This is a genomic window from Fructobacillus tropaeoli (assembly GCF_001047135.2).
Lineage (GTDB): Bacteria > Bacillota > Bacilli > Lactobacillales > Lactobacillaceae > Fructobacillus > Fructobacillus tropaeoli.
The window spans coordinates 56,063-80,946 of record NZ_DF968080.1; the positions used below are offsets into that span (position 1 = coordinate 56,063).

The 24,884-nt window shown below is 45.7% G+C and carries 26 protein-coding genes and 1 riboswitch; of the genes, 6 read left to right on the forward strand and 20 right to left on the reverse strand.

The annotated features are described in order from the left end of the window. Position 1: 1 nt before the first annotated feature. Positions 2–1,270, reverse strand: a complete 1,269-nt coding sequence (xseA, locus tag AOQ32_RS03160; protein ID WP_059393558.1) for an exodeoxyribonuclease VII large subunit — start codon at positions 1,268–1,270, stop codon at positions 2–4. Positions 1,271–1,645: 375 nt separating this feature from the next. Between xseA and AOQ32_RS03165 the strand changes: the two genes are divergently transcribed. Next, entirely contained in the window at positions 1,646–1,897 is a 252-nt protein-coding gene (locus AOQ32_RS03165) for a hypothetical protein (protein WP_059393559.1), read from the forward strand. Positions 1,898–1,923: 26 nt separating this feature from the next. Here AOQ32_RS03165 and AOQ32_RS03170 read toward each other — a convergent pair whose 3' ends face one another. From AOQ32_RS03170 to AOQ32_RS03245, 16 genes are all read right to left on the reverse strand, one after another. Further along, complete coding sequence (locus tag AOQ32_RS03170) at positions 1,924–2,112, reverse strand: hypothetical protein (protein ID WP_059393560.1); 189 nt, start codon at positions 2,110–2,112, stop codon at positions 1,924–1,926. After that, positions 2,109–2,627, reverse strand: a complete 519-nt coding sequence (locus AOQ32_RS03175) for a hypothetical protein (RefSeq protein WP_059393561.1) — start codon at positions 2,625–2,627, stop codon at positions 2,109–2,111. Before AOQ32_RS03175 ends, AOQ32_RS03170 begins: the two co-directional genes overlap by 4 nt. Before the next feature lie 76 nt (positions 2,628–2,703). Further along, complete coding sequence (locus AOQ32_RS03180) at positions 2,704–4,047, reverse strand: dihydrolipoyl dehydrogenase family protein (protein WP_059393562.1); 1,344 nt, start codon at positions 4,045–4,047, stop codon at positions 2,704–2,706. Between the two features lie 27 nt (positions 4,048–4,074). Beyond that, complete coding sequence (locus AOQ32_RS03185) at positions 4,075–4,680, reverse strand: YdhK family protein (protein WP_242976714.1); 606 nt, start codon at positions 4,678–4,680, stop codon at positions 4,075–4,077. A 123-nt stretch (positions 4,681–4,803) separates the two neighbouring features. Then, a complete protein-coding gene (gene glmU, locus AOQ32_RS03190) occupies positions 4,804–6,180 on the reverse strand; it encodes a bifunctional UDP-N-acetylglucosamine diphosphorylase/glucosamine-1-phosphate N-acetyltransferase GlmU (RefSeq protein ID WP_083994379.1) in 1,377 nt (458 codons plus the stop codon). A gap of 6 nt (positions 6,181–6,186) precedes the next feature. After that, entirely contained in the window at positions 6,187–7,020 is an 834-nt protein-coding gene (purR, locus tag AOQ32_RS03195) for a pur operon repressor (protein ID WP_047975274.1), read from the reverse strand. A gap of 155 nt (positions 7,021–7,175) precedes the next feature. After that, positions 7,176–7,961 carry a metal ABC transporter permease gene (locus tag AOQ32_RS03200; protein WP_059393563.1) on the reverse strand — a complete coding sequence of 262 codons (786 nt, stop codon included), beginning with the start codon at positions 7,959–7,961 and terminating at the stop codon, positions 7,176–7,178. After that, the gene (locus AOQ32_RS03205; RefSeq protein ID WP_059393564.1) at positions 7,954–8,676 is read right to left on the reverse strand and encodes a metal ABC transporter ATP-binding protein; all 723 of its coding nucleotides are present in this window, start codon (positions 8,674–8,676) and stop codon (positions 7,954–7,956) included. The genes AOQ32_RS03200 and AOQ32_RS03205 overlap by 8 nt, the downstream gene beginning before the upstream one ends. 69 nt (positions 8,677–8,745) lie before the next feature. Continuing rightward, a complete protein-coding gene (locus AOQ32_RS03210; protein ID WP_047975277.1) occupies positions 8,746–8,976 on the reverse strand; it encodes a Veg family protein in 231 nt (76 codons plus the stop codon). Positions 8,977–9,070: 94 nt separating this feature from the next. Further along, positions 9,071–9,961 carry a 16S rRNA (adenine(1518)-N(6)/adenine(1519)-N(6))-dimethyltransferase RsmA gene (gene rsmA, locus AOQ32_RS03215; RefSeq protein ID WP_059393565.1) on the reverse strand — a complete coding sequence of 297 codons (891 nt, stop codon included), beginning with the start codon at positions 9,959–9,961 and terminating at the stop codon, positions 9,071–9,073. After that, a complete protein-coding gene (gene rnmV / locus AOQ32_RS03220) occupies positions 9,945–10,529 on the reverse strand; it encodes a ribonuclease M5 (RefSeq protein ID WP_059393566.1) in 585 nt (194 codons plus the stop codon). The genes rsmA and rnmV overlap by 17 nt, the downstream gene beginning before the upstream one ends. After that, the gene (locus tag AOQ32_RS03225) at positions 10,522–11,316 is read right to left on the reverse strand and encodes a TatD family hydrolase (protein WP_059393567.1); all 795 of its coding nucleotides are present in this window, start codon (positions 11,314–11,316) and stop codon (positions 10,522–10,524) included. The genes rnmV and AOQ32_RS03225 overlap by 8 nt, the downstream gene beginning before the upstream one ends. Before the next feature lie 194 nt (positions 11,317–11,510). Further along, the gene (gene nusB / locus AOQ32_RS03230; RefSeq protein WP_047975281.1) at positions 11,511–11,924 is read right to left on the reverse strand and encodes a transcription antitermination factor NusB; all 414 of its coding nucleotides are present in this window, start codon (positions 11,922–11,924) and stop codon (positions 11,511–11,513) included. Beyond that, positions 11,924–12,373, reverse strand: coding sequence for an Asp23/Gls24 family envelope stress response protein (locus AOQ32_RS03235; protein ID WP_059393568.1), 450 nt, complete (start codon positions 12,371–12,373; stop codon positions 11,924–11,926). Before AOQ32_RS03235 ends, nusB begins: the two co-directional genes overlap by 1 nt. Positions 12,374–12,452: 79 nt before the next feature. Next, complete coding sequence (gene efp / locus AOQ32_RS03240) at positions 12,453–13,013, reverse strand: elongation factor P (RefSeq protein ID WP_047975283.1); 561 nt, start codon at positions 13,011–13,013, stop codon at positions 12,453–12,455. Between the two features lie 175 nt (positions 13,014–13,188). Then, positions 13,189–14,073, reverse strand: coding sequence for a 3-hydroxyacyl-CoA dehydrogenase (locus AOQ32_RS03245; protein ID WP_059393569.1), 885 nt, complete (start codon positions 14,071–14,073; stop codon positions 13,189–13,191). Between the two features lie 344 nt (positions 14,074–14,417). Between AOQ32_RS03245 and AOQ32_RS03250 the strand changes: the two genes are divergently transcribed. The 4 genes from AOQ32_RS03250 (at position 14,418) to AOQ32_RS03265 (ending at position 19,120) form a co-directional block, all read left to right on the forward strand. Further along, on the forward strand, positions 14,418–14,633 hold the full coding sequence (locus AOQ32_RS03250) for an RNA polymerase epsilon subunit (protein ID WP_047975284.1): 216 nt from the start codon (positions 14,418–14,420) through the stop codon (positions 14,631–14,633). Then, a complete protein-coding gene (gene rnjA / locus AOQ32_RS03255) occupies positions 14,633–16,315 on the forward strand; it encodes a ribonuclease J1 (RefSeq protein ID WP_047975285.1) in 1,683 nt (560 codons plus the stop codon). Before AOQ32_RS03250 ends, rnjA begins: the two co-directional genes overlap by 1 nt. 154 nt (positions 16,316–16,469) lie before the next feature. Then, the gene (gene ppcA, locus AOQ32_RS03260) at positions 16,470–17,987 is read left to right on the forward strand and encodes a phosphoenolpyruvate carboxylase (RefSeq protein ID WP_059393570.1); all 1,518 of its coding nucleotides are present in this window, start codon (positions 16,470–16,472) and stop codon (positions 17,985–17,987) included. A gap of 239 nt (positions 17,988–18,226) precedes the next feature. Next, the gene (locus AOQ32_RS03265; RefSeq protein WP_059393571.1) at positions 18,227–19,120 is read left to right on the forward strand and encodes a hypothetical protein; all 894 of its coding nucleotides are present in this window, start codon (positions 18,227–18,229) and stop codon (positions 19,118–19,120) included. Positions 19,121–19,218: 98 nt separating this feature from the next. Here AOQ32_RS03265 and metK read toward each other — a convergent pair whose 3' ends face one another. Continuing rightward, the gene (gene metK, locus AOQ32_RS03270; RefSeq protein WP_059393572.1) at positions 19,219–20,376 is read right to left on the reverse strand and encodes a methionine adenosyltransferase; all 1,158 of its coding nucleotides are present in this window, start codon (positions 20,374–20,376) and stop codon (positions 19,219–19,221) included. Between the two features lie 80 nt (positions 20,377–20,456). Then, positions 20,457–20,541: riboswitch (SAM riboswitch) on the reverse strand. Between the two features lie 64 nt (positions 20,542–20,605). Here metK and AOQ32_RS03275 point away from each other — a divergent pair. Beyond that, positions 20,606–21,484: a hypothetical protein gene (locus AOQ32_RS03275; RefSeq protein WP_114679974.1), complete on the forward strand. Its 879-nt coding sequence runs from the start codon at positions 20,606–20,608 to the stop codon at positions 21,482–21,484. Positions 21,485–21,538: 54 nt separating this feature from the next. On the opposite strand, the gene AOQ32_RS03280 is transcribed toward AOQ32_RS03275, so the two are convergent. After that, positions 21,539–22,684, reverse strand: a complete 1,146-nt coding sequence (locus AOQ32_RS03280; RefSeq protein WP_059393574.1) for a CamS family sex pheromone protein — start codon at positions 22,682–22,684, stop codon at positions 21,539–21,541. A 78-nt stretch (positions 22,685–22,762) separates the two neighbouring features. After that, positions 22,763–24,802 (reverse strand): NAD-dependent DNA ligase LigA, encoded by a 2,040-nt coding sequence (ligA, locus tag AOQ32_RS03285; protein ID WP_059393575.1) that lies wholly within the window; start codon positions 24,800–24,802, stop codon positions 22,763–22,765. Between the last annotated feature and the right edge of the window lie 82 nt (positions 24,803–24,884).

Here is a 24,884-nt window from a genome sequence, read left to right on the forward strand (position 1 = left end):
TTTATTCTCCTGTAATTTGAGCGGGCACTTCGCCGTCCGCAAAGGTTAAGTGAACTTGGTCTCCAACTTGTAAATCAGTTTTTTGCTTGATGACCTGATTTTTTGGTCCCTTCACAATCGTGTAACCAGCCGATAAAATTTTCAGTGGTGACACTAAGTCCAACTTCGTGCTGGCCAAAGCGAGGGCCTCCTGGTAAGGTCGTAGCAATTGCTGTTGTTCCTTGACTAGGCTATTTTTGGCCTGTTGGAAGCGGTATTGTTTTTGTTCGAGCTGACGACTAAAGCCGCGACCAAGCCGACTCGTCAACTGATCAACTTCCTGCTGATAAGCGGCGTATAGCCGGTCTGGTTGCTGCATAATTGGTCGATTAACAATTTGATCTAAAACCTGCTGGCGTTGGGCAACAGTTTGCCGGCCAGCAACCACCAAGCGTGCCTTCAATTCAAACAAGCGATCAAGAATATTTTGCCGAGTAACCGGTGTTGCGAGTTCAGCGGCAGCCGTTGGTGTCGCCGCTCGGCGATCGGCCACCAAGTCGACCAATGTATTGTCCGTTTCATGACCAACCGAAGCAATCACCGGCGTCTTTAAAGCTGCCACCTTGCGCACAAGGGCTTCATCGTTAAAGGCCCAGAGGTCCTCAATCGACCCACCACCTCGACCAATAATGACCGTGTCAAAGCCAAGGTCGTCGATTCGGTTCAGTTGTTTCAGTAACGACGGTACTGCGCCCTCACCCTGGACAACGGCCGGTAACAAGATTACCTGAGCATCCGGCAAGCGCCGCTCAACCGTCTTGGCAACGTCTTCCACGACGGCCCCCGTTGGTGAAGTAATCACGGCAATCTTTTTGGGGAGGAGTGGCAAAGCCTTCTTTTCTTGGGCAAAGAGTCCCTCTTGGCTGAGCTTTTCCTTTAACTGATTTAAAGCTAAGAAGAGGTCCCCAATCCCATCGGGTGTCATTTGGTCTAAAATAATCGAGTACGAACCGGATGGTTCATAAACCTGCACGCGGCCAATGGCGAGGACCTTCATTCCCTCCTTGGGTTCAAACTTCAGTCGTGATGCATAGGAAAACATCGTTGCGCGGATGACTGATTTACCATCTGGATCCTTCAAAGAAAAATATAAGTGACGGCCCTTTCGATTACCTAAGTTCGAAATTTCCCCCGTTAGATAGACCTTTGCCAAGTATGGATCACGGTCAAATTTTGCTTTCAAATAGCCGGTTAACGCACCGACTGTCAGGTACTGTGACGAATCTGCCATTAAGGCCTCCTAGAACGCATTCTTAGTACATATTATACCAGAGAAATCAGCCAATAAAAAAACAGCTAACCGAAGTTAGCTGCTTAGTTTGGCATGCCAGATACGCTCTGACGGGCGACTTGAACAAAGTCCAAGTAAGTCTACGTCACCTCAGTCAAATACTGATAGTCATGGTGAGATAATGGAATTCCACAATACCATTACCACCTACGCCAAATCCGTGGCTAGTAATTTAATACAGTAGGCCGCGTGTGCGTTCTAAAAACGCATTCGACTCATCGCATGCCTTTATTATGCCAGATTTCCCAGCAAAAAGCAAGCATGCCTCATGGAACCAGTCTTTACACCCAAACTACCAGACCGTATAATAGGCACATGATTATCATTGAACAGATTAAAACAAAAGAACTGGTCCAAATGGGCCCAGCAAAAGACCGTGACTGGGAGGACCTGGCCCTACCCGACATGGGGCAAAGTCCAAAAGAACTAGTAAAGGCTGTCATTGAGGCTTATGACCTCGGCGAGCTCATCGCTCAAGCCCATACCGCCAACCCAAAGGTCTTAAAGGCTACGGTGGAAAAAGACCATACTTCCTACCACTTGTCAGCTAAAATCAAATTTGACTAAAAAAGCAGCCATGCTCGGCTGCTTTTTTACTGACGCTTTTTACCCTTTTCAAGATACGTAAAGAGTGCCTTTAAAGCTTGCATTTCCACAATCAATACCACAATCAATACTATCTGCAGCGGTAATGACGTCCAGTGCAGTATTTGAAATGTTAACACAATTACCACCCAAATCAAACCATTAATGGCCGCTTTGGCTGGTTTTGGTAACGTCATTTTTTCTCCTCTGCAGCTTGCTCTTCATCAGCCTTTTGGGCAGCTTCAGCAGCCTCCTGTTCGGCTTGCTGCTGATTTTCCAAGATAACCTGCAACTGGTCATCGAACCAAGCAGCAGCCTTAGCAAAGACCCCATCACTGTCATCTAGCAGGGCCGCTAATGAAGACAATTTAGCAATCTTTAACCGTGACTTGGAGACATTGAGGTTATCAACGATTGTATAAACCTGCAGCTCATAGTCCTGATCGGCATAAACCAATTTTTTCTCCTGATTGGCATAGCGCAACGGTAAGTTAATCACGTTGACTTCCAAAGAAAAGGTTGTGCCCCCTTCTTCGATGCCACCGTCGATATCCGCCTTGGCCAATGCCAGGTTTTCCTTTTGGGCTAAAGGCAAAAAGGCTGAAAAAAGGGCATCCAAATCAATGCTCTGGCCATCCTTGACTGCTAAGGTTTCTTGAGCATAATTTTGTTCTTCAATTTGATCGATAATGGCTTGGCCATTGATTGACATAGTCTGTCACTCCCCTTGTTTCTAATAAAAAAAGTATAGCATAATCCGCTATACTCATTAAACACTTTTATCAAAATCAGACGAGTGGCAACCGCCGTTGCAAAGTGTACTCGATTGATGGGAAAACATAAACTAAGTCGTTCAACTGTTCCTTGGTCATCTTCATTTGGATGTAAGGCACAATCGTGTTAATGGTATTGTCAGCATTATTCGACTTTTCTGCTGCACCAACCAAGGCCTTGCTGTTCTTATCAAAAATCAGTGAGAGCTTAGCCCCCTGCTCATTTTCAACCTGACGATACCAGTCACCATCATAAGAGGCCTCCGTGACTTCATAACGGTCAGGTTCTGCCAAGGCCTGGTCAAGGTGTACCCCAACCTGGGCAATTCGTGGCGACGTGAAGACCACTTCCGAAATAGCTGGATAGACGATTGGGCCATCATTATCACCCTTAAATCGAGCAGTCAAATAACGGGATTCAAAGGCTGCGGTTGGTGTCAACTTTGGCACCTGCTTGTCGATGGCGTCACCGGCTGCATAAATGTTTTCAACGGATGTTTGTAGGTATTCGTTAACCACAATCCCACGCTGGTTAGCTTCAATCCCGATGGCCTCCAGGTTCAACTGGTCATGGTTTGGCACACGGCCGGTCGCATCCAAGACATAATCGGTTGTCAATTGGAATTCATGGTCACCGGTCAAGGCAATTTGGCCAGCCGCAGTCTTTTCAGCGCTCTTGATGTTCATATCAGGAATAAAGCGAACGCCACGGGCCTTCAAATCAGCCTGGACTTCTGCCACATACTGAGCTGGGAACTGACGCAACAGACGATTTGAGCGAGTAATCACATCAACCTGGGCCCCGACGGCGTTAGCAATTGTCGCAAATTCAATGGCAACGAAACCGCCACCCAAAATCGTCACATGCTTGGGCATGTGTGGCAATGAAAGAAAATCGGTCGAATTTTCAAAAAGTTCATGACCCGGAACGTCCAGAACGTGAGGACGCAAGCCGGTCGCAATCACAATCTTATCAGCCGTATAAGTCTTGCCGTCGACAGCCACCGTATGGGTATCAACAAACTCAGCATGGCCGGTGATAGTTGTAATGCCAACATTATCCAACCGTTCCTTGCCGTGGGCATCCTGTGGCACAATTAATTCGTGCTTGTGGGCCATCAAGTCTTCCCAGTTAACAGTTGGGACACCATCAATGCCCCGTCCCTGGAGGTCTTTAACTCGGTTTATCAATTCCAAAGGCTTATCCAAGATAATCTTGGCATTGCAACCCTTATTTGAGCAAACACCACCGTATTGGCTTTCTTCAATCACGGCCACCTTAGCGCCAGACTTAGCCAATGGGACAGCCCCATTCCAACTTGCCTGACCGCTACCAATGTATAGTACTGAAAAATCCATCGCGTTCCATCCTTTCATTTCTCTCCGTTATCGAGACTTGATTTCACTTTCAACCAAGTACTTGTGATTCATGACCATCTTACCACCATTGGTTGGCTGATAGCTAACCGCATAAGCAGGACCATTGACTACCTTCGTAATGGTTGCTTTTGCTCCCTTCATCCCGGCCATATGAGTGCTTGTCAACGTGACCGTATCACCTTCTTGGTGGTCCATCATATCAGAAAAGTCTTCCTTGGTTAACCATTTGTGGCCGCTAACCTTTTTACCACCATTAGTTGGCTGGTAATCGACCTCATATAGTTTGACGTCGTAAGCGGCCGCAACCGTTCCCTTGGCGCCCTTCATTCCGGTCATATGATCAGCCTCTAAGGTAATCTTTGAGCCAACCGGATACTTTGGTTGAGTAGCCTTTGGTAAATCAGTTGGTAAGCTTTCATCCATATCCATGCCAGACATCGAAGACGACATGGCCATCGATGATGAGGACGAAGATATCTGCATCTGACTACTGGACATGGTCATCTTCTTGGAATGATGCTTATCCTGATCCTTTAATCCCAAAACCAGTACCACACCCAAGATGAATACTAGTAAAAGGGCCAGTATCCAACCGATTGATTTCTTCTTCATTTTCTTCTCCTTCTCTAATTTTTATATTGGTATAGTTTAAATAACCATATTTTTATTATAAACAAAGTCGATTAGATAGGCAAGTTATCTCTTTTTGGCCAAAATAAAAAAGAATAGGTTTCCCTATCCTTTTTTATGGGGCATTCTGTCCCAAAAATCATCTTTATTTGTTTGACGACTACGAGCGATGCCCATTTGATGAAAGTCAACATCATCCGTAATCGTTGACCCCGCTGCCGTGATGCTTTCATCGGCCAAAGTTACGGGGGCGATAATCTTCGTATTCGAACCGATAAAGACCCGGTCACCAACCGTCGTATCAAACTTGTTCACGCCGTCATAGTTGACGAAAATTGTTCCGGCCCCGACGTTCACATCCGCCCCTAATGTGGCATTACCAACATAAGAAAGGTGACCAACCTTAGAACCAAGGCCAACCGTTGCCTTCTTGACTTCCACAAAGTTACCGAGGTGCGCCTGGTCTTTGATTTCAGCCAATGGTCGTAGATGGGCATAAGGACCAATCGTTGTTTGGTTCTCAACTAGCGCTTCTTCAAGGTGTGAAGAAGTGATCACGTTTTCATCTCCAATAGTTGAGTCCTCAATTCGAGTACCGGCTGTCAAAACGTTGTCTTGACCAATCACCGTCTTCCCCTTCAACGTCACGTTGCCTTCAATCACCGTATCTTTGCCAATTTGAACACCAGCATCAATATAGGTATTATCGGGGTCAATTAATTCAACACCATTTTGCATGTGCCCGCGGTTAATTCGCGTCCGCATAATCTTGTTGGCCGCAGCCAGAGCAACACGATCGTTAACCCCCATTGACTCAGAAAAGTCCATCGTCTGGTAGGCACCAATCTGTTGCCCCATCTCCCGCAAAATATCGAGCGTATCAGGCAGGTAATATTCAGCTTGCACGTTATCGTTACCGACCTGTGAAAGAGCCTCAAACAAGAGCTGGTTATCAAAAATGTACACACCAGTATTGATTTCTTGGATCCGGCGTTCCGTAACGGACGCATCCTTTTCCTCAACAATCTTCAAGACCATTTCATCCTCACCACGGACAATTCGGCCATAACCCGTTGGGTTTTCGGCAAAGGCTGTCAAAACCGTGACAGCATTCTTTGTCCGAGCGTGCTCATCCAAAAGAGCTTGAAGCGTTTCCGTTGTAAAGAGTGGCGTATCCCCTGATAAAATCAGCGTCGCACCCTCATTATCAGCTAATGCCTCCTTGGTCTGCAAGACAGCGTGACCTGTTCCTAATTGCTGTTCCTGAACAACGAAGTCGGACTTCCCAGCTAAGTGGTCTTGAACCTGCTTAGCCCCAACACCGGTAACCGTTAAAATTTTATTTGGCTTCAATGGCGCCACGGCGGCAACCACCCAATCAACCATTGCCCGACCGGCAACTTGGTGTAAGACCTTTGGTAGGTCTGATTTCATCCGCGAACCGTTCCCGGCCGCCAAAATGACAACGTTTGTGGCTTGCATCGTTTCTTATTCCTTACCTTGATAAATTTCTTCAAAATAGTTTCCTGGCTGCACATTAATAGACTGGCCAGAGTCTAAGTTTGTTTCAACGTGCAACAAGGAAGTATAGTCCTCTAACAAACGGACATTTGACCGACCTTCAGCAAAGACAGCAGTCCCAACAACAGTACCACCGAATTCACGAACCAGCGTTTGCATTCCCTGAATGGTTCCGCCAGCCTTCATAAAGTCATCGACAATCAAGACGCGGGCGCCGGCCTTCAAAGACCGCTTTGACAAGGCCATCTTTTCAACGCGCTTTGACGATCCAGTTAAGTAATTAACCGAAATCATTGAACCTTCCGTCACCTTTGCATCATCACGAACGATCACAAAAGGCACATTTAATTGATCAGCAACTGCTTGGGCCAAGGGAATCCCCTTGGTTGCGGCAGTCATCACGGCATCAATTTCTTCTCCAACGTACTGAGTCGTAATCAACCGTCCGGTTTGGCGTAGGACATTTGGCTGTCCTAACAAATCAGATAAGTAAACATAGCCGCCAGGCAAAACGCGGGATTCATCGTTCACAATTTGGCAAATGCCATCCACAAAGTCTTTAGCCTCACCAGCCGCCATCAATGGCGTGTAATAAACCCCACCGGCTGCACCTGGATAGGTTTTCACTTCACCCGTACCACGGGCTTTATAGGTCCGACGAATGATTGACAAATCTTCGGAAATTGACGATTTTGCCGCTTCATAGCGATCGGCAAAAAAGTTTAGTGAAATCAGTTGGCGCGGGTGGTCCAATAGATAGTGCGACATATCGACCAAACGGTCAGCTCGACGTGTTTTCATAGGTATTTTTGTGGGCAAAAATACTGCCCTTTCCTCCTCAGAATAATAATTTCCATCCCGACTATTATAGCATAAAACCGGAGTTAAAAACGAACATTCGTTTTTAACTCCGGCGTTTTTTAACATTTGTTACAAAAAGGCTGACCTAATGCACTTTATTCCTTAGCTAACCATATTGATAGCAGATAAATCAGCACTTCAATGCCAGCAATAAAGGCAGAGGTTGGCAGATTCGTGACATAAGCCAAAGCCAATCCTGTCCAAGTTCCGAACAAAGCGAAGAAGACCGATAGAGTCATCAAACGGCCAACAGAACCCTGATAATAGCGGGCAGATGCTGCCGGCAAAGTGACCAAGACAAAGATTAACAAGGAGCCAACTAGTTGTGATGAAATGGCCACGGACAGTGCCATCACCACCAAGAAAAGGATTTTCAACCAGGTCTTTTTCCCTCGTGAAAGTAATAGTCCCGCCTCATCAAAAGCCAGTAAGCGTAATGGCTTGTAAAACAAGAAAATCACGATGAAGACACCCAGGGCCATCCCCGCCAAGATTAACAAATCAGTATGTGAAATCCCAAGAACGGAACCGAATAAAATGCCGGTTGCTGCCGAATTGGCAGTGTGCCCCAGCGCCAAGAAAAGAATTCCTAAGGCAATGGCAAAGGCTGATACGGCAGAAGTCACGTTATCCTGGCGAACCTTGGCATTCTCCAATCCTCCAATTGACAACGCAGCTAAAATGGTAAAAATCACCATCCCCAAAAGTGGTGGCCAGCCAATAAAGAAACCAAAGGCCGCCCCAGCAAAAGCAATTTCACTTAAAGAATGGCTCAAGAAGTTATATGAGCGAGCGACCACAAAAGTTCCCACTATTCCAGCAACAATTGAAATCACTGTGCCAGCAATAAAAGCGTTTTGCATAAAAACTTGATCAAACATGGTTTACCTCCTGGCGGTGTTGTGAAGCAGCCGCATCTGGCAAATCAGCTGCTTGACCACCCTGAATCTGGCCATCATGTAGCCAAAGGTAACCATCAGCATACTCCTTAACCCAAGAAGTATCATGCGAAATCCACAAAACACCAATTTGCCGACTTTGTTGGAGAGCGCGGACGCTCTTAACGAGTGCCAAAGCGTGATTAGCATCCAAAGCAGCCGTTGGTTCATCTAGAATCAGCAAATCGGGTTCTTGGACAAGAGCTTGGGCAATATAAGCCCGTTGCTTCTGCCCACCAGAGGCATCCGATAGCCGTAAATCAGCTAAATCAGCTAAGTCAACTTGCTTCAAGGCCTGGTCGATAGCTGATTTTTCATGGGTATTCAGCCAGGGACGCAAGCCCGACTTCAACCCTAAAGCAATAAAGGACCGAATCGTCAGCGGGTAATCGTCTCCCAGGTCACGAAACTGTGGTACGTAGGCCAAGCTCTTACTGTTGACCTCAATCGTCCCCTTCTGTTTCTTGTTTTCATGGCCAGGATGTTTTTGACCAATGACCTCTTGGATTAAGGCCTTAATTAAAGTTGTCTTGCCGGTCCCATTTTCACCAACAATGACGGTAAAGCGGTGTTCATCGATTTTAAAGGAAACGTCCTTTAAAATCACGCGATCACCAAAGGCAGCGGTAAAGTTTTTAACAACAATCTGCGCACTCATGGCATTCTCCTCTTTCATTTTAAAACCAGGCCAACAAAAAAAGCCCGTCAGGGCTTTTTATGTATTTCCTTAATCGGCAAACGTGATGTCCACGTTATTCGTTAAGACGTCTGTGTAACTGTATGAAGCACGCTCAAAATCAGCTTCTTCATCCAGTTCAACCACAAACAGTGATGGGAAAGTAGAACGCAAGATTCCGGAACGCTCCGTAAACTTCTTACGACCTGCCTGAGAAACTACAGTGACTGTTTCGCCTATGTGCGCGTCCAAGCGCGACTTAATATCTTCCAAAGTTGACATTTTCGACCGCCTTTCTCATTAAACAAGAACTATTATAACACATTAGTAACAAAAGTTCAATATTAGCAAAAAATGCAGTTTTCAGCGTTAACAGTTAACTTGCGTAGAATCCCTGTTCCATCAAGGCTAAATACAAGTCCGTTAATTGATTGAGGGTTAGTTTTTCAGCTCGAACCCCCGGTTGAATATTCGATTGGTCTAGAGCTTTTGTTAACCGCTCCTTGGTTTCTTCCTCTTTGCCGAAACGTTGCAAGAGGTTATTCCAAAGCGACTTCCGTCGATGGGCAAAGGTTGCCTTAACCAGTGAGAACAGCTGATCAGGGTGATCAACCGGTTGGTCAGGTTCTCTTGGTGTGAGAGAAACAACGGCCGAATCCACATTTGGTGCTGGGTTAAAGGCAGTCCGTGGCACTTTCAACGCAGTTTGAACATTAGCGTAGTAAGACAGGGTAATCGACAAAACACCATATTCCTTCGTCCCTGGTTCAGCCGTTAAGCGGTCAGCAACTTCCTTTTGCATCATCACCACTAATTGAGACCAGTTAATCTGTGCCTGCAATAAGCCTAAAAGAATTGGTGTCGTGATGTAATATGGCAAATTAGCGACCACCTTGACTGACCGGTCAGCTCCAAAATGTTCAGCTAACGTTTTCTTTAGATTAACCTCTAAGACATCATCGTTTTGAACCGTGACATTATCATACGGCGCCAAGGTTTCACTTAAGACCTTGACCATATCCCGGTCAATTTCAAAGGCTAAGACTTCACCGGCAGCCAGGGCCAGGTATTCGGTTAAGCCACCAATCCCGGGGCCAATCTCGACCACGGCGTCCTCTTTACCCAACTCTGCCGCATCCACAATCCCAGTCAGAATGTTTTGATCAGTCAGAAAATTTTGACCAAACTTTTTTTTGGCCCGCAGGCCATACTGATTTAAAATTGCTTGAGTCCGCATTGGATTAGCAATTTTAATTGACTTTTCCATTAATGTTTCCTTTCAAGGCCGCCATAACCTGCTCTTGCATGATGCCATAGGCTAAAAGACGGTGATACAGTTGTTTCCCATTGGCATAACCAATTTGTAGGCTTTGACCGAGCAAAATCCGTTTCTCCTTGGCGGTTGGTCCACCAATTAAGCCCAAATCCACCAAAAATTCCCGATCAATGTCTGAATCCGGTCGCGATTGACCAACTTGCTGATCAGCTTCAACGAGGCAAGCGGCCAATACATCTAATGGCGCGTGCTCCACCCCCAAGGATTTGTGCGGATTGTCCTTTTGCGCCCGGCCTTGGTCCTGGCTAATTGTTGCCTGGGCAACTGCTGGGACTGCTTCTGTAATTAAACGCCGGAGCCGGTTCCCGTTAAAATCAGGGTCCGTTAAAACGATGGCCCCCCGCTTCGCGGCTGCCTTTTGAATACGCAGAATGACTTCTTCACCCAGAGCTGAGCCCCTGGTTTCAATCGTGTCACAGTCAACCGCTTGGCTCAGGCGTTTTGTGTCCGACCAGCCTTCCACCACGACCATCGCCTTAATTTTTGGTCGGTCACTCATGGTTCAAAAAAGCCCGTTCAGCGTTTTGCTTGGTTTGTGTTGCGAGGTCATCAGCTGACATTGAGAGCGTCTTGGCCAAATCATCGATGACGAACTTGGTCCAACCGGGTTCGTTGCGCTTACCACGGTTTGGACTGGGTGCCAAGTATGGGGCATCCGTTTCCACCAAAATTTGGTCCAATGGCACAACCTTGGCTGCTTCGCGAACTTCTTCCGCTTTTTTGAAGGTCACGACGCCAGAGAAGGAAATATAATAGCCTAAGTCAGCGAAGGCCTTGGCTTGTTCTGGAGTGCCAGAAAAGGAATGAATCACCGCCTTGGTGACATTCTGTTCCTTCAAAACCCGGTAAACATCATCAAAGGCTTCGCGGTTATGAATCACAACCGGTAAATCCTTTTCCTTGGCCAAACTGATTTGCGCCAAAAAGGCCTGCATTTGAACATTCTTATCGGTGTCATAGTGATAATCCAAACCAGTTTCACCAACGGCAACCACCTTATCTTGGTCCAATTGCTTGGTCAGCGTTGTCAGAGCCGCTTCATCAAAATCAGGTGTATCTTCAGGCTGGTAGCCTAAGATGGCGTAAACCCCGTCATTTTCTTGGGCAATTTCTAAGGCTCGCTGGTTGCCAACGGCATTATAGCCGACAATATTCATTTCAACTACTTGAAATTCATGTGCTCTTGCTAAATATGCCGGCACGTCAAAGTAAAGTTCATCGTCATTCAAATGCGTATGACTGTCGTATGATGGTGCTGGTTGTTCATTTGGATGGTAAATCGCCATGATGGCCTCCTTTTTTACTTCCTCTATTCTAGCACAGGACGGCATTTTCTTTTGAACTCGTGAGAAAATAGACAAACATTATTGCAAAAAAACGATGCCCGCGTGTCCATCATAACGGTGTACCTGTTGATAAAAAAAGACTACTCAGCAACTTATCCCCCAAAGGTGGGTTTTTAAGCTGAGCAGTCCTCTCTTTATTGAGCATCGACTGGTGCGTAGTTCTTCAAGACACCGTTAACAAATTGCGCATCTTGTTGACTAGCAAATTCTTTGGCAAGTTCTACCGCTTCATCCACTACAACCTTGTAGGGTGCGGGTTCTGGCATCTGCAATTCATAAACTGCAATGCGCAAAATTACGAGGTTAACCCGTGCAATTCGGTCAACCTTCCAGCCTAAGGCCAAGTGCTTTGCGATATCAGCATCCAATTGCGCTTTTCTTGCTAAAACACCGTTAACCAGTTGGGGCAAAAAGGCATGGTAGTCTTGATCACCGACAACTAGGTCATAGACCAAATCCATTTCAGCTTCATCTGGCGTCTTGTTGGCGCAAGCAAAGAGAATCTGGACGGCCGCTTGCCGTTCTTCATGTCGTGATAATTGAGTCATTAGCTGGGCTCCTTTGCCAGGTCATGATCAAACAAATGGTCAGGGTCCAGGGTATCGTTTGTATCATCAGGGACCAAACCGGCAATGTTGACGTTCACTTCCGTAACCGTCAAACCAGTCAAATCAGCCAAGTTTTTCTTGATTGATTGTTGGATAGCAAAAGCCACCTTTGGTACGACAACACCGTAATGCAAAACAACAGAGACGTCAAAATTCAGACCATCTTCGTCGTTTTCCAATAAAACACCCTTCGTTTTGGCGATATTGGTCAAAGATTTTGGAAAATGATCGTAAACATTTGTTTGCATGGCTGCTACACCATCAACCTCGAGGGTTGCTGCCTGGGCAATCAATTCCAAGGCATGCCGGGCAACCATTGTTTGCCCGTCTTCCATTTTTTCAGCGGACAGTAAAAAGTTCTTATTCGCTAAGCTGGCTTGCTTGACCATTGTTTCCTCCAATCAACCGATAAAATCGGTACCAATAAATACAAAAGACTGCTTCATCAAGAAAGCAGCCTAAGCAACCTTAGGCCCGACCCTTGTAGGACCCATCTTCAGTATTAACAATGATGGTTTCACCTTCGTTAACAAAATCTGGCACTGTAATTGTAGCACCAGTTTCAACAGTAGCAGGCTTACCTGAACCAGTAGCCGTTGCCCCCTTGATACCAGGTTGCGTCTCCGTTACCTTCAAAGTAACAGTTGATGGCAATTCTGCTCCCAAGACTTCTGAACCATACATCGTAATCTTAACTTCCATTCCTTCAAGCATGAACTTCAAGGCTTCTTGCAAGTTATCATCTGAGATGTTGATTTGTTCGTAAGTTTCAGTGTCCATGAAGACACGACCATCGTTTTCGGCGTACAAGTATGACATTGGGCGCGTTGTAATTTCGGCCTGTTCAAACTTATCACCAGGACGGAAGGTTACTTCGTTAACCGCACCCGTCCGCAAGTTCTTCAACTTAGAGCGCACAAAGGCAGCTCCCTTTCCAGGCTTCACGTGTTGGAATTCCAATACACGCCAGATTGAGTTTGAGTATTCAATCGTCAAACCTGTCTTCAAATCATTCATGCCAATTGCCATGAGTCTATCCCTCGTTCGTTAAGTAATTGTATTTTATTATAACAAATTTTTGGTCAATACGCACTCTTCTTTCACAAAAGCCAAGGCTTGATCTTAGGATTGAACTGATTTATCAATTGATTTCCTTTAATATTTCCCCAACAAACGCGCACCACACTACTCAACTCAGGCTTTCTTACTTCAAAAAATCTGGGTTTTGATATGCTGGCTTGGGGTACTCATAGAAGCCCTTCTGCGTGGCCAAGCCCATTTCATTTTGGTCAATTCGTTCCTTTAATAAAGCAGCAATTTTTTCTTCAATTGGGTTATCTTTTGCCTGCGCCAAAGCCAAATTGTACGGTGTGTTTAATCCAATAACATCCAAAATGGCAAAAGGTCCCATTGGCGCACCCGTCGCAATCATCCATGCCTTATCAATGGTTTGTGGGTCAGCAACCTCATCAGCCCACAACTTTTGGCCGGCTTCCAAAAACGGTACCAACAAAGAATTCAACAAATAGCCGTGTTGTTCCTTGTTCAAACGGAATGGCACCATACGGATATCCTTGGCAAACTGGACAAGGTCGTCCATATATTGAGCATTTGTACCAGCATGGCCCATAATTTCCGCTGTGTTGTTAGCCCAAATTTGGTTAGCAAAGTGAATAGCTAGCAGGCGCTCGGGTTGACTCACATAGTCAACAAATTGAGAAGGAATAAAGGTTGACGAGTTTGTGGCAAAAATTGTTTTTGCCGGTGCAACTGAAGAGAGTGTCCGATAAAAGCTTTCCTTAGCGGCCAAACTTTCCGGAATTGCTTCAATGACCAAATCAGCATCCTTCACCGCTTTTTCCAAATCAGCCGTAAAACGAATCTTTTCAATAACCGAATCAGCTTTTTGACCATCATCGTAAAAATCATTGTAAATGGCCACGTAGGGCTGCAAGCGTTCCTTGGCCCGCTTTAGTGAATCTTCTGATCGGCCGTAAACCGTCACATTAAAATCTGTAAAAGCACTTTGAAAGGCAATTTGTGAGCCGAGCACGCCGCCTCCGGCAACTACTACGTTTTTGATTGTCATGGTTATTCTCCAGGTCTATATTTGTGATTTTTTTATTATTATGGCAATTATTATAACAATTACTCTGCTCAATGTGAATGTTTTTACAAAACGTTTCAGTAACTTTTATATCGAATATATCGGCATTTTATCGTTTATTCCTGATTTTATAACTAGGCTATTTCGGCTCTAATTTAAATAGCGAAAACAATAACTTTATTGTAAATTCAGATTGGCCTATTTACTAGTAGTCCTTATCAGCAACTAGCCGATAGAAAAGCCCCCAATCCCCTGCCAGCTGTGGTAAAATAGAAGTTAAGGTTTTCGTTCGTGATCAATTAAAAATTAAACTTGGAGGAACAAACATGGTTTACAAAGTTTACTATCAAAGTCATTTCGACCGCAATCCAAAGCGGGAAAACACTCAGGCCTTTTACATCGAGGCCGAATCAAAGCCAGCCGCATTAGCAGCTGCGCAAGCAAATACAGAATTTAACATCGAAGATGTTGAAGAATTATCCGATGCAGCACTGGTGTACGAACAGGCTAATCCGGAATTTAAGTTAACAACCTTCGCCTAATGTCAGCAGTTGATATTAAAGAAAACGAAGTTGGCGTTTACGCCCTTGGTGGACTTGGCGAAATTGGAAAAAACACGTATGGAATCCAATACCAGGACGAAATTATCGTCGTGGATGCCGGAATTAAGTTTCCGGAGGATTCCCTTTTAGGAATTGACTATGTCATTCCAGACTATTCGTACTTAGTCGAAAACATTGACAAAGTAAAAGCTCTGGTGATCACCCACGGACACGAAGACCACATCGGGGCGATTGCTTACTTTTTACAAGCTGTCAATGTACCAGTTTATGCCGGACCACTGGCAATGGCCTTAATTCGGAACAAGTTGGAAGAAAAGCAGCTTTTAAACCGCGCTGAACTCCACGAAATTACGGATGGGTCAGTCATTGAATTCGACCAAATGTCAGTTGAATTTATTCGTACCACCCACTCAATCCCAGACGTTTTTGCCGTTTCAGTCAAAACGCCCGTTGGAACAATTGTGGAAACCGGTGACTTCAAATTTGATTTGACACCAACCACCAAGCAAAAGCCAAACCTTTGGTCAATGGCTCGCACTGGTGAAGAAGGCGTCTTATTGTTGATGTCGGATTCAACCAACGCTGAGCGTCCCGAGTGGACAAAATCAGAAGCCTGGGTCGAAAAGACTGTTCAAAAGCTTTTTGAACAACTAAAGCATGGCCGAATTATCTTTGCTACTTTCGCTTCGAACATGAATCGAATCAAAATGGCCACGGATGCTGCCATTGCTCACGGCCGTAAGATTGCCGTCTTCGGTCGGTCAATGGAATCAGCCATGACCAACGGTCGGGCCCTTGGATACTTAAACATCCCAGATGACGCCCTGATTGAGCAGTCACAGATTAAAAATATCCCAGATGACGAACTTTTGATTCTTTCAACCGGATCACAGGGAGAGTCAATGGCCGCTTTGGCGCGGATTGCTAATGGCACTCACAAGCAGGTTCGCTTGAAGCCAAACGATAATGTTATCTTCTCTTCTTCCCCAATTCCTGGGAACACAGCCTCTGTTAACGCTGTGATTAACAAATTAGAAGAAGGTGGCGCCAACGTCATTCATGGTAAGTTAAACAACATTCACACTTCTGGTCACGGTGGCCAAGAAGAACAAAAGTTGATGTTGTCATTAATGAAGCCTGAATACTTTATGCCTGTCCACGGTGAATACCGGATGCTCAAAGTTCATGCTGGCTTAGCCGAAGAACTTGATATTCCAAAAGACCATACCTTTATCCTGGAAAACGGTGATGTCCTCGCTCTTGACGGTGTTAACCCACCACGAATTGCTGGGCACTTCCCTGCCGAAGATACTTATATCGATGGTTCAGGAATTGGCGATATCGGTTCGATTGTCTTGCATGATCGTTTGAAATTGTCACAAGATGGATTGGTGATTGTGACGGCCACGATCGACTTAAAGAAAAAGGAAATCCTTTCTGGACCCGATATCTTATCCCGTGGTTTTGTTTACATGCGTGAATCTGGTGACCTCATTAATGACGGTCGTCATGTCATTTTCAATACGATTCGTAAGGCAATGTCTGCAAAGAATGCCAGTGAATCTGATATTCGTCAGGCCATCATTGATGATTTGGCCAAGTATTTGCATAAAGAAACGGCTCGTAAGCCAATGATTTTGCCGATGCTGATTATGATTTAAGAAAAATAGAAAACGTCTAAATGATTTTATCGTTTAGACGTTTTTTTCATACTAAAATCTGCTATTATTAAAGGGTATCGTTAACATTTTATTTATGCTTTTACTTGTTTAACGATTGATTATCCGTTTCTATCCCAAAAAGGAGCTTTAAGAGATGACAGAACGCAAGATTCCGGCGATTATGGGCACACAACACCCTGATAACGCCAACGCCCCCTTCTGGGACACCGCGCAACAACCTTTCATCAGTGCTTATCGTGAAACTGATGAAGCCTTTCAAAACTACCAGGCCCTCGATGTTGATGAATACATGTGGGACTGGGAAGGAAAGCACGCCGATGCGGCCGTCATTGACCGCCTTTTTTCAACCCACTATGAATACTTTAAGGAACACCAACTTGGTCGTGACAAGTTTTTGACCTTCCGTTTCCCAAACATCTGGGAAGAAAAGGGCTACAACTTAATGCAAGCCATGACCGCCTTTTTGAGTTCAGAAGACTTTGCCAACGATCTTGGCTTTGACCAACGTCCTTTGTTTGAAGCTATCTTGCCAATGGCTCAGCGTGCCGATCAAATCATTGAAATGCAGCTTTTGTTTGAAAAGCTCGCCCAATTCAAGGATGCGACCTTCACACCAACGGAAGACAACAAGGCCTACATCGAGATGATTCCACTCTTTGAAGACTTTGAAACGCAATACCATGCACCAGAAATCTTGAAGGAATACTTGAACCTTCATGAAGAACACTTCGGTTTCCGACCAAAGTACTTACGTGTCTTCTTGGCTGGGTCTGATTCTGCCCTTTCAGCCGGCTTTATGTCCTCCATTATTGGAAACAAGTTGGCCTTAGCTCGCTTGCACCAATTTGCCGAGGAAGAAGGCATCGCCATCTACCCAATTTCTGGAACTGGGTCTGCCATCTTCCGTGGTGGCCTCTCACCTCGTCGTGTTAAGCGCTATGTCCGTGAGTTCCCTGGTGTGCGCACGGCAACTGTTCAGTCAGCATTTCGTTATGACTTTTCGATTGACGAAACAAAGGCCGGTATCAAGTACTTGAAGGAAGAATTACCAAAGGCCAAGCCATTGGTCATTAGCGATGAAGACGAAGCGATTCTTTCAGATATCGCTCAAAAATCAGCAACCTTCTACCAGGAAACACTTGAGCAATTGGTTCCTGATGTTCAACCAATCTTCAAGGCCTTTCCAAAGCGCCGTGATCGTCGTCAGCACGTTGGGGTCCTAGGTTACTCCCGTTCAGTTGATAACATCGAATTGCCTCGGGCTATCAACTTTACTGGTGCCTTCTACTCAATTGGTGTGCCACCTGAATTTATTGGCTTTGGTCGTGCATACGCGAGCCTCAACGAGGAGCAGTTGGCTGTCTTGAATCGCTATTACCCAAGCATGCGCGCTGATTTTGCGGAATTAGCCCACTATGTCAACTGGGATGCCCTCCAGGTTTTGAAGACACAAAGTCCAGCCTGGCAAGAAGTCGAAGAAGATATCGTCATCCTAAAGGATGCCTTTGACCTCCACGTTGGCCCAGAAACAATGGCTGAACAACAGCACGCCGAAATCGCCCTCCAAGTCGTTGAATTCAAGGAAGGCGCTTCCGTTGCCATCACTGCTTTGATTAACCGCATGGCCCAATTGCGTCATTTCTTGGGTTAATCCAAACGATTAAAAACTAATCATCAAAAAGATGAACCTAAGTTCGTCTTTTTTATTTGCTCGTCATTTTGTCGTGCCAGAAGACGTGGCGCCAAACAAATGTCAAGAAAAAATCGTCACCATCCCTGATTTTCTGCTATAATCGACGTATTCTGATAAATTTGAAATGATGCCCATCATTTGGGTATCCGGCATGCACTGGCATGCCTTTTTTAACGACATAGCAAAGACTTAAGATTATGACATCAGCACACTTTATTATCGATACAACCCTGATTCGCCAAAAGGATCTGGGTTCCTTGGATCAAATTCAAGGGCAATTAACAGCCGCCCAGGCGGTGACAAGCTTTCAAAAGGCATCAACGCAAAACCCAGTCTATAGCCTCGCCCGTAAGGTCGCTAAGACCTTGCAAACAGAAGAAGTCCTGCCAATCGTCGTCATTGGTAATCCAGCTTCCTTGAATGCAACTTTGGCCGCAATTCTAGACTTTGACGAAAGCCTGCGCTGGCCACTCTTGCTCATCAATTGGAGCGATAAAAGCCACTCAACAAATCATCTTGTGAACCAAATTTTAACTTCCTTAAACAACCAAGCCATCCAGCAGGCTCCTCTTGGGCTTGTAACGGGTTCTGTTCCAAAGCAAGGCAAGCAATACTTCTTGGATAGCTTCCAGGTCGGTCCTGATTTTTCAGCTATTTTACCTAAATTCAATCAAAAATTTGCTTGGAAGCACGCCTTTCATCAAATGTTTTCTTTTTGGGGCCAGGCCTCACGCAACCAAAATAAAATCAGCTTCTCCTGGACCCTTCGTTTTGGCCATACCTACCAAAACCATTCCAAGACGCTCGGTTTACAAATTGTTCTGGGCCAAGATGGTGTTGCGGCCGAAATCCGTCTGGTGAACCAACTTCCCTGGCCACAAATCATGCTGACCTATCTGCGTGGTAAAAAAGGCGTGGAAAACCCTAGTCGAAAGGGCTTTACCACCATCCCACTCACGATTCCTGCCGATTTTCATATCCAAGATATTCAGTCGGTCAAAACCGATGGTCGCCTCCTTCAATCTGGGGCCTATTCCTTCACCATGACCATTGCTGGGACCTACCCCATCATGGCAGTCACCGAAAACTAATCAACACAAATGAAAAAGACCTGGATACGCCCTTCGACGGCATTCAGGTCTTTTTTAACTTAGATGATAGGTCTGATTTTTCCTCAAAGAAAATTGGCTTACAATTCCGCCTTGATTTTCTCAACCTGGTCCAACTTTTCCCATGGCAAGTCCAAATCGGGACGGCCAAAGTGGCCGTAAGCAGCTGTTTGCTTGTAGATTGGACGACGAAGGTCAAGGCTGTTAATGATTGACAAAGGACGGAAGTCAAAGAGCTTCTCAACAATCGCTTCGATCTTGTCCTCTGCAACCTTAGCGGTTCCAAAGGTTTCGATATTCAATGAAACTGGCTTTGCGACCCCGATTGCATAAGCAACCTGAAGTTCAATCTTGTCGGCCAAACCAGCAGCAACCAAGTTCTTCGCCACGTATCGAGCATAGTAAGCAGCTGACCGGTCAACCTTAGTCGCATCCTTTCCAGAGAAAGCACCACCACCGTGGTGGGCTGCCCCGCCATAAGTATCGACGATAATCTTACGACCAGTCAAACCAGAATCGGCTTGAGGCCCTCCCAAGACAAAGCGGCCAGATGGGTTGATGTAATACTTCGTTTGATCATCAACCAAATTAGCAGGCAAAACAGGATCAATCACGAACTTTTTAACATCAGCGCGCAATTGTTCCAATGTCACTTCCGCATCATGCTGAGTTGACAAGACAACGGCTGCAATACGCTTGACCTGGCCATCATCCGTCAATTCCAACGTCACTTCGCCCTTGGCATCTGGACGGAGATAAGTCAGTTCTTGGTCATTGCGAACCTGACGGATCTTGCGCATTAACTGGTGAGACAAATCCAAGGCCAATGGCAAGTAATCAGCCGTTTCATTGGTTGCATAACCAAAGACCATTCCTTGGTCACCGGCACCTAATTGGTCTGGATCGTCTTCCGCTGCATCAACGGCTTGGGCGATATCCGGTGATTGTTCCACAATCTTGTTGGAAACATTGATGGAATCGGCTGAAAAGCCAAATTCCGGTTTGTCATAGCCGATTGCCTTGATTGTATCAACGGCAATTTGACGGACGTTCACATAGGCAGTCGTTGACAACTCACCAAAGATAGAAACATCCCCCGTTGATGTCGTCACTTCAATGGCGGCTCGAGCCTTTGGGTCTTCTATCAACACGGCATCCAAGATGGCATCGGCAATTTGGTCCGCCACCTTATCTGGGTGTCCATTGGCTACTGATTCAGCAGTAAAAAATTTTGTCATTTTCTTTTTCTCCTTTAAATTAACTAACAATTAAGAGACAAAATAAAAGCGCCTTGGACAACCCAAAGCGCTTTGCAAGTTGCCTATCTTACAGAATTACCACCGTGCGAATGCCGGTTGGTGCAGGTTCACCGTGCTGTATCACTTCCCTGCTCTTGATAGTTATGTAATTTATAATTTATATTCTACATGATAGAATAAGAAATAGCAATTGACTTTCGAGGTTCTGATGACAAAAGAAAATGAAACAACCAATCCTGACCAACAAACCAGCACGCCACTCGATGGCGCAACTGACGAACCAATCCAGGAAAAAACAGCCGACTTCTTCTCTCGGTCACAACGACGACAAGAGCAACAGCACCAGCAGCAACAAGCCAGCCAGGCTCAAGTGGCTGCTCTGCCAACACCCCATCGCTATACGGTTCCAGCGATTGCAGTTGGTTTGAACATTATCTGGTGGCAACAGCCTCTCATCTACCACCAGGTTTGGCAAAACGCCGGTAACTGGCAAATTTGGTCTTTAGTCGCCTATTCAATCTTTTCTGCGGTTGCCTTGGGTTTCCTCGTTAAAACCCGATTTGCCAGGCCCGACTGGCGTGTTTGGGCTTCCTTAGCTGCTTCTCTAATCGTGATTTTTAACTCACAACTACGGTCACGTTTTGAAGTCTTAGCTCTCCTCTTGCTCTTCATCTGCTTCTTGCTGATTTTACCCTTCCGGGCCTTTCAGTTGAAGAACCCGCTTGGCTTAGCCGGCTTAAGTATCTTGCTGACCTTTTCGGTACCAATTTGCATCAACTACCTGGCTAACAACTATGTCGAACCTGATTTTTTGAAGCAGTCATGGCTGTTAGTCTTTGCCACCGCCTTTTACTTCACGCCCCTCTTCCTGCCAACAGCTAAGGGTCGAAAATTAGGACTCATAACCGGGCCACTCTTTATCCTGGCTACTCTCATCTTAGAAGGCTTCTCACCGATTGCCTTTCTCACCATCGCTGTCGCCTTGGCCGCCTACTGTTTAACCTTTATCCGGCCATTAACCTATCAAATTCAGCCCTTAATAGCCATTTTCGGACTGATTGTCACCGTGATGGTCTACTATCATTAAGAAACAAAAAAACGCTTAGAATCGCTTCTAAGCGTTTTTAATTTGCAATCAAACTTATTGATCCAATTTTGTAATCGTATAGGACTTGTCGTCGGCCTTACGAACAAGCAAAGCTTGAATCTCGTTGGCCGTTTGAATTTTGATTTGTACAGGAGCTGATGAAGGTAAGAACTTCATAGCAGATGTGGCCACATAGTTGGAGAAGGCTTCAATCTCGGTTGGTGAATAGAACTGCGTTGTCACCGTAACATTCATGGAAGACAACTTATTATTCGTAAACTTAGCAGAAGCTGTTGCCCCAGCAATGTTTGGGAAGAAATTCGAAATATCCGTCTTGAAGTTATTGAAGCCGGTATTTTCATCAGACCCAAGGCTCGAAGTATCATCGGATTCCTTTGGCAGAACGATCGACTTTTCGTTGATATCTGACCAATCGCCAATATCAGTACCTGATTTTGAGGTCGCTTCAGCATAGAAAGAACCAGGAGCCAATGAATCCTGAGAAGCAGTATCATACATGGCCAACACGATTGGAATGTTCTTGCCAACACCCTGTTGCTCACGAATCGTCTTGATCAACTTCGGAGCAATCTTTTGGCCGTAGGCAATCCGATCCTTATCCGAAATCGTCTGGTAATAGGTCGTGCCATACTGTTCCTTTTGGTAGGCATCCTGACTATTCATCGCCACACCAACAACCATTCCAGCTAATTGTAGGTTATTGCCACTCTTAGTCATGAAATCTTGTTCCGTTAACGTCTGAACGTAAATCGGATTTCTTGAACTATCCGTCTTACCATTGTCCTTTGGATTCAAACCAGTCGAATTGCTGTCCGTCTGACGAGCCAAGAGACCATTAACCGTATCAGAATCAAGGTACTGGCCTTCATGGAAGATATAGCGACCAGTCTTAAAGTGTGACTTCGACAAATTTAACAGCGAAGTTTCGAAATCTTGAACATCCAAAGAATTGTTCAAGGACGTTGCGGTAATGCCACGAGCGGCTGAAGTCAAATAATGACCATCCTTAATGACCGTTTGATAATCTCCCGCAGAACTTTGCGTCAGCTGAACACCCTTTGTTTTGGAAACACTTGGTGTAACCGAAGCGATATTAATAAAGTAAAAAAAGGCTCCTAAAATAATCAGAAGCACGAGGCCGATTAGGATATAGCCCCGCTTTGAAATCCGTTTTAACATTGTTCTTCCTCTTTGACAGCTTGGCTAAATACGCCAAGTACAACCACCGGCAAGTTTTTCTTGCCGCAACCGACTGCTTTAGCCGGCCTCATTTTGCTGGGCTGACAAGAATTCTTGTTCATTCCAGACAGTGATTCCGAGATCGTTTGCTTTTGTCAGTTTTGAGCCTGCATCAATACCGGCAATCACTAAATCAGTCTTCTTTGAAACTGATCCCGTAACGCTGGCACCATGGGCTTCTAACCAGGCAGCAATTTCACTCCGTGAACTCTGCTCTAGTTTACCAGTCAAAACGATCTTTTTACCATAGAAAAATGAATTTTCATCAATTGGGCCCGTTTCGGACAAGTATTCTAGATTCACGCCAGCATTAGCCAATTCGGCCAAAAGGGCTTGGGACTGGGGTTCATCGAAGTATTTGACAACGGAATCCGCAATCGCTTGGCCAATGCCATCAATCGCCACAATTTGGTCAACACTCGCTTGTCCTAAGCTTGGTAAGTCTTGGAAATTCGCCATGATAGTCTTCGCCGCTTTCGCCCCAACCAAACGGATGCCCAAACCAAAGAGCAAGCGGTCGGCAGAATTGGCTTTGGAAGACTGGATGGCCGCCACCAAGTTATTGGCTGATTTTTCCTGGAACTTATCCAAGGATAGCAATTGTTCAACCGTGAGAGAATAAATGGAAGCCACATCGGTCACCAATTTCTTATCCAACAGTTGGCTAACAATCTGTGGGCCAAGGCCATCAATATTCATCGCATTCCGAGAAGCAAAGTGGGTCAGCCCCTCCTGCAACTGTGCCGGACAGGCTGGGTTAATGCAGCGCAACACCACTTCACCCTCAACATGGACCAAATCAGCACCACAGGAAGGACAAGTCGTTGGAATTTGATACTTTTTGGCATCGGCTGGGCGTTTATCCAGGATTACCTGGCCAATTTCTGGAATAATATCGCCAGCTTTGTGCAAGGTCACCGTGTCGCCGACGCGGACATCCTTTTCTTCGAGGTAGTCTGGATTATGCAGGGAAGCCCGTTGTACCGTTGTCCCAGCCAAGAAAACCGGATCCATGGCCGCCGTTGGTGTTACTGCACCCGTTCGACCGACCGTCCACTCGATATCACGGACAATCGTTTGTTCCTCTTCCGGTGGAAACTTATAGGCGATGGACCAGCGTGGCACCTTAACCGTGTTCCCCAGGTCAATTTCGGAATCGATATCATCAACTTTGACAACAACGCCATCAATCCCGTAAGGCAATCCGTCACGTTTTTCGGTATATTCGGCAATATAGGGTGCAATGTCTTGCATCTGGCCAATCACGCGGTTGTCCTTGTTGGTTGGCAAACCAAGTTCGGCAAAGCGGCGCAAAACTTCTGATTGCTTGGTCACACCTAAGGTATCGGCCTCGGCCGTATAGTAAATAAAGGCAGACAGCTTGCGCTTCTTGGTTTCGCGAGCATCTAATTGGCGCAACGACCCCGCCGCCGCATTCCGTGGATTGGCAAAGGGTTCTTGACCCTGATTTTCCCGTTCTTCATTCAAATGCGCAAAGGAGGCCTTGGGCATATAAATTTCACCACGAACCTCGATGGTTAGAGGCTCTTTTAATTCTTGGGGCACATCTGCGATGGTCTTGACGTTAGCCGTAACATCTTCACCAATCAAACCGTTACCTCGAGTTGAAGCCTGAATTAAGCGGCCATTTTCATACTTTAAGGAAACGGCCAGACCATCAATTTTTAATTCCAAGTTGTAGGATGGTTGTTGGCCCAATGCCTTCACCGTCCGGTTTTCCCACTCTTGCAGTTCTTCTAAAGAAAAGACATCCCCCAAAGAAAGCATTGGCACCGGATGTTGGACCTTTTCCAAGCCGGACTTGGTTTGGGCACCACCAACATTTTGTGTTGGTGAATCCGGTGTTACAAATTGTGGAAAGGCCTGTTCCAAGGCCACCAACCGGGCATACTTTTCATCATAAACGTGGTCTTCAACCTTGGGCGCATCCTGCTCATAGTAGGCAATCCCGTAATCGGTCAGCTCGTCTTGCAACTGACTGATTTCGACTTGCGCATCCTTTGTCGACATATTTGTTGGTTGTGGATTACTTGCCATAAAAAATCCTTTCTACACGGTCGTTTAGTCAGCGACCGCCATGGCTGTGATTGCACCAAGGGGAAAGCCTCCGTGCCTTCCT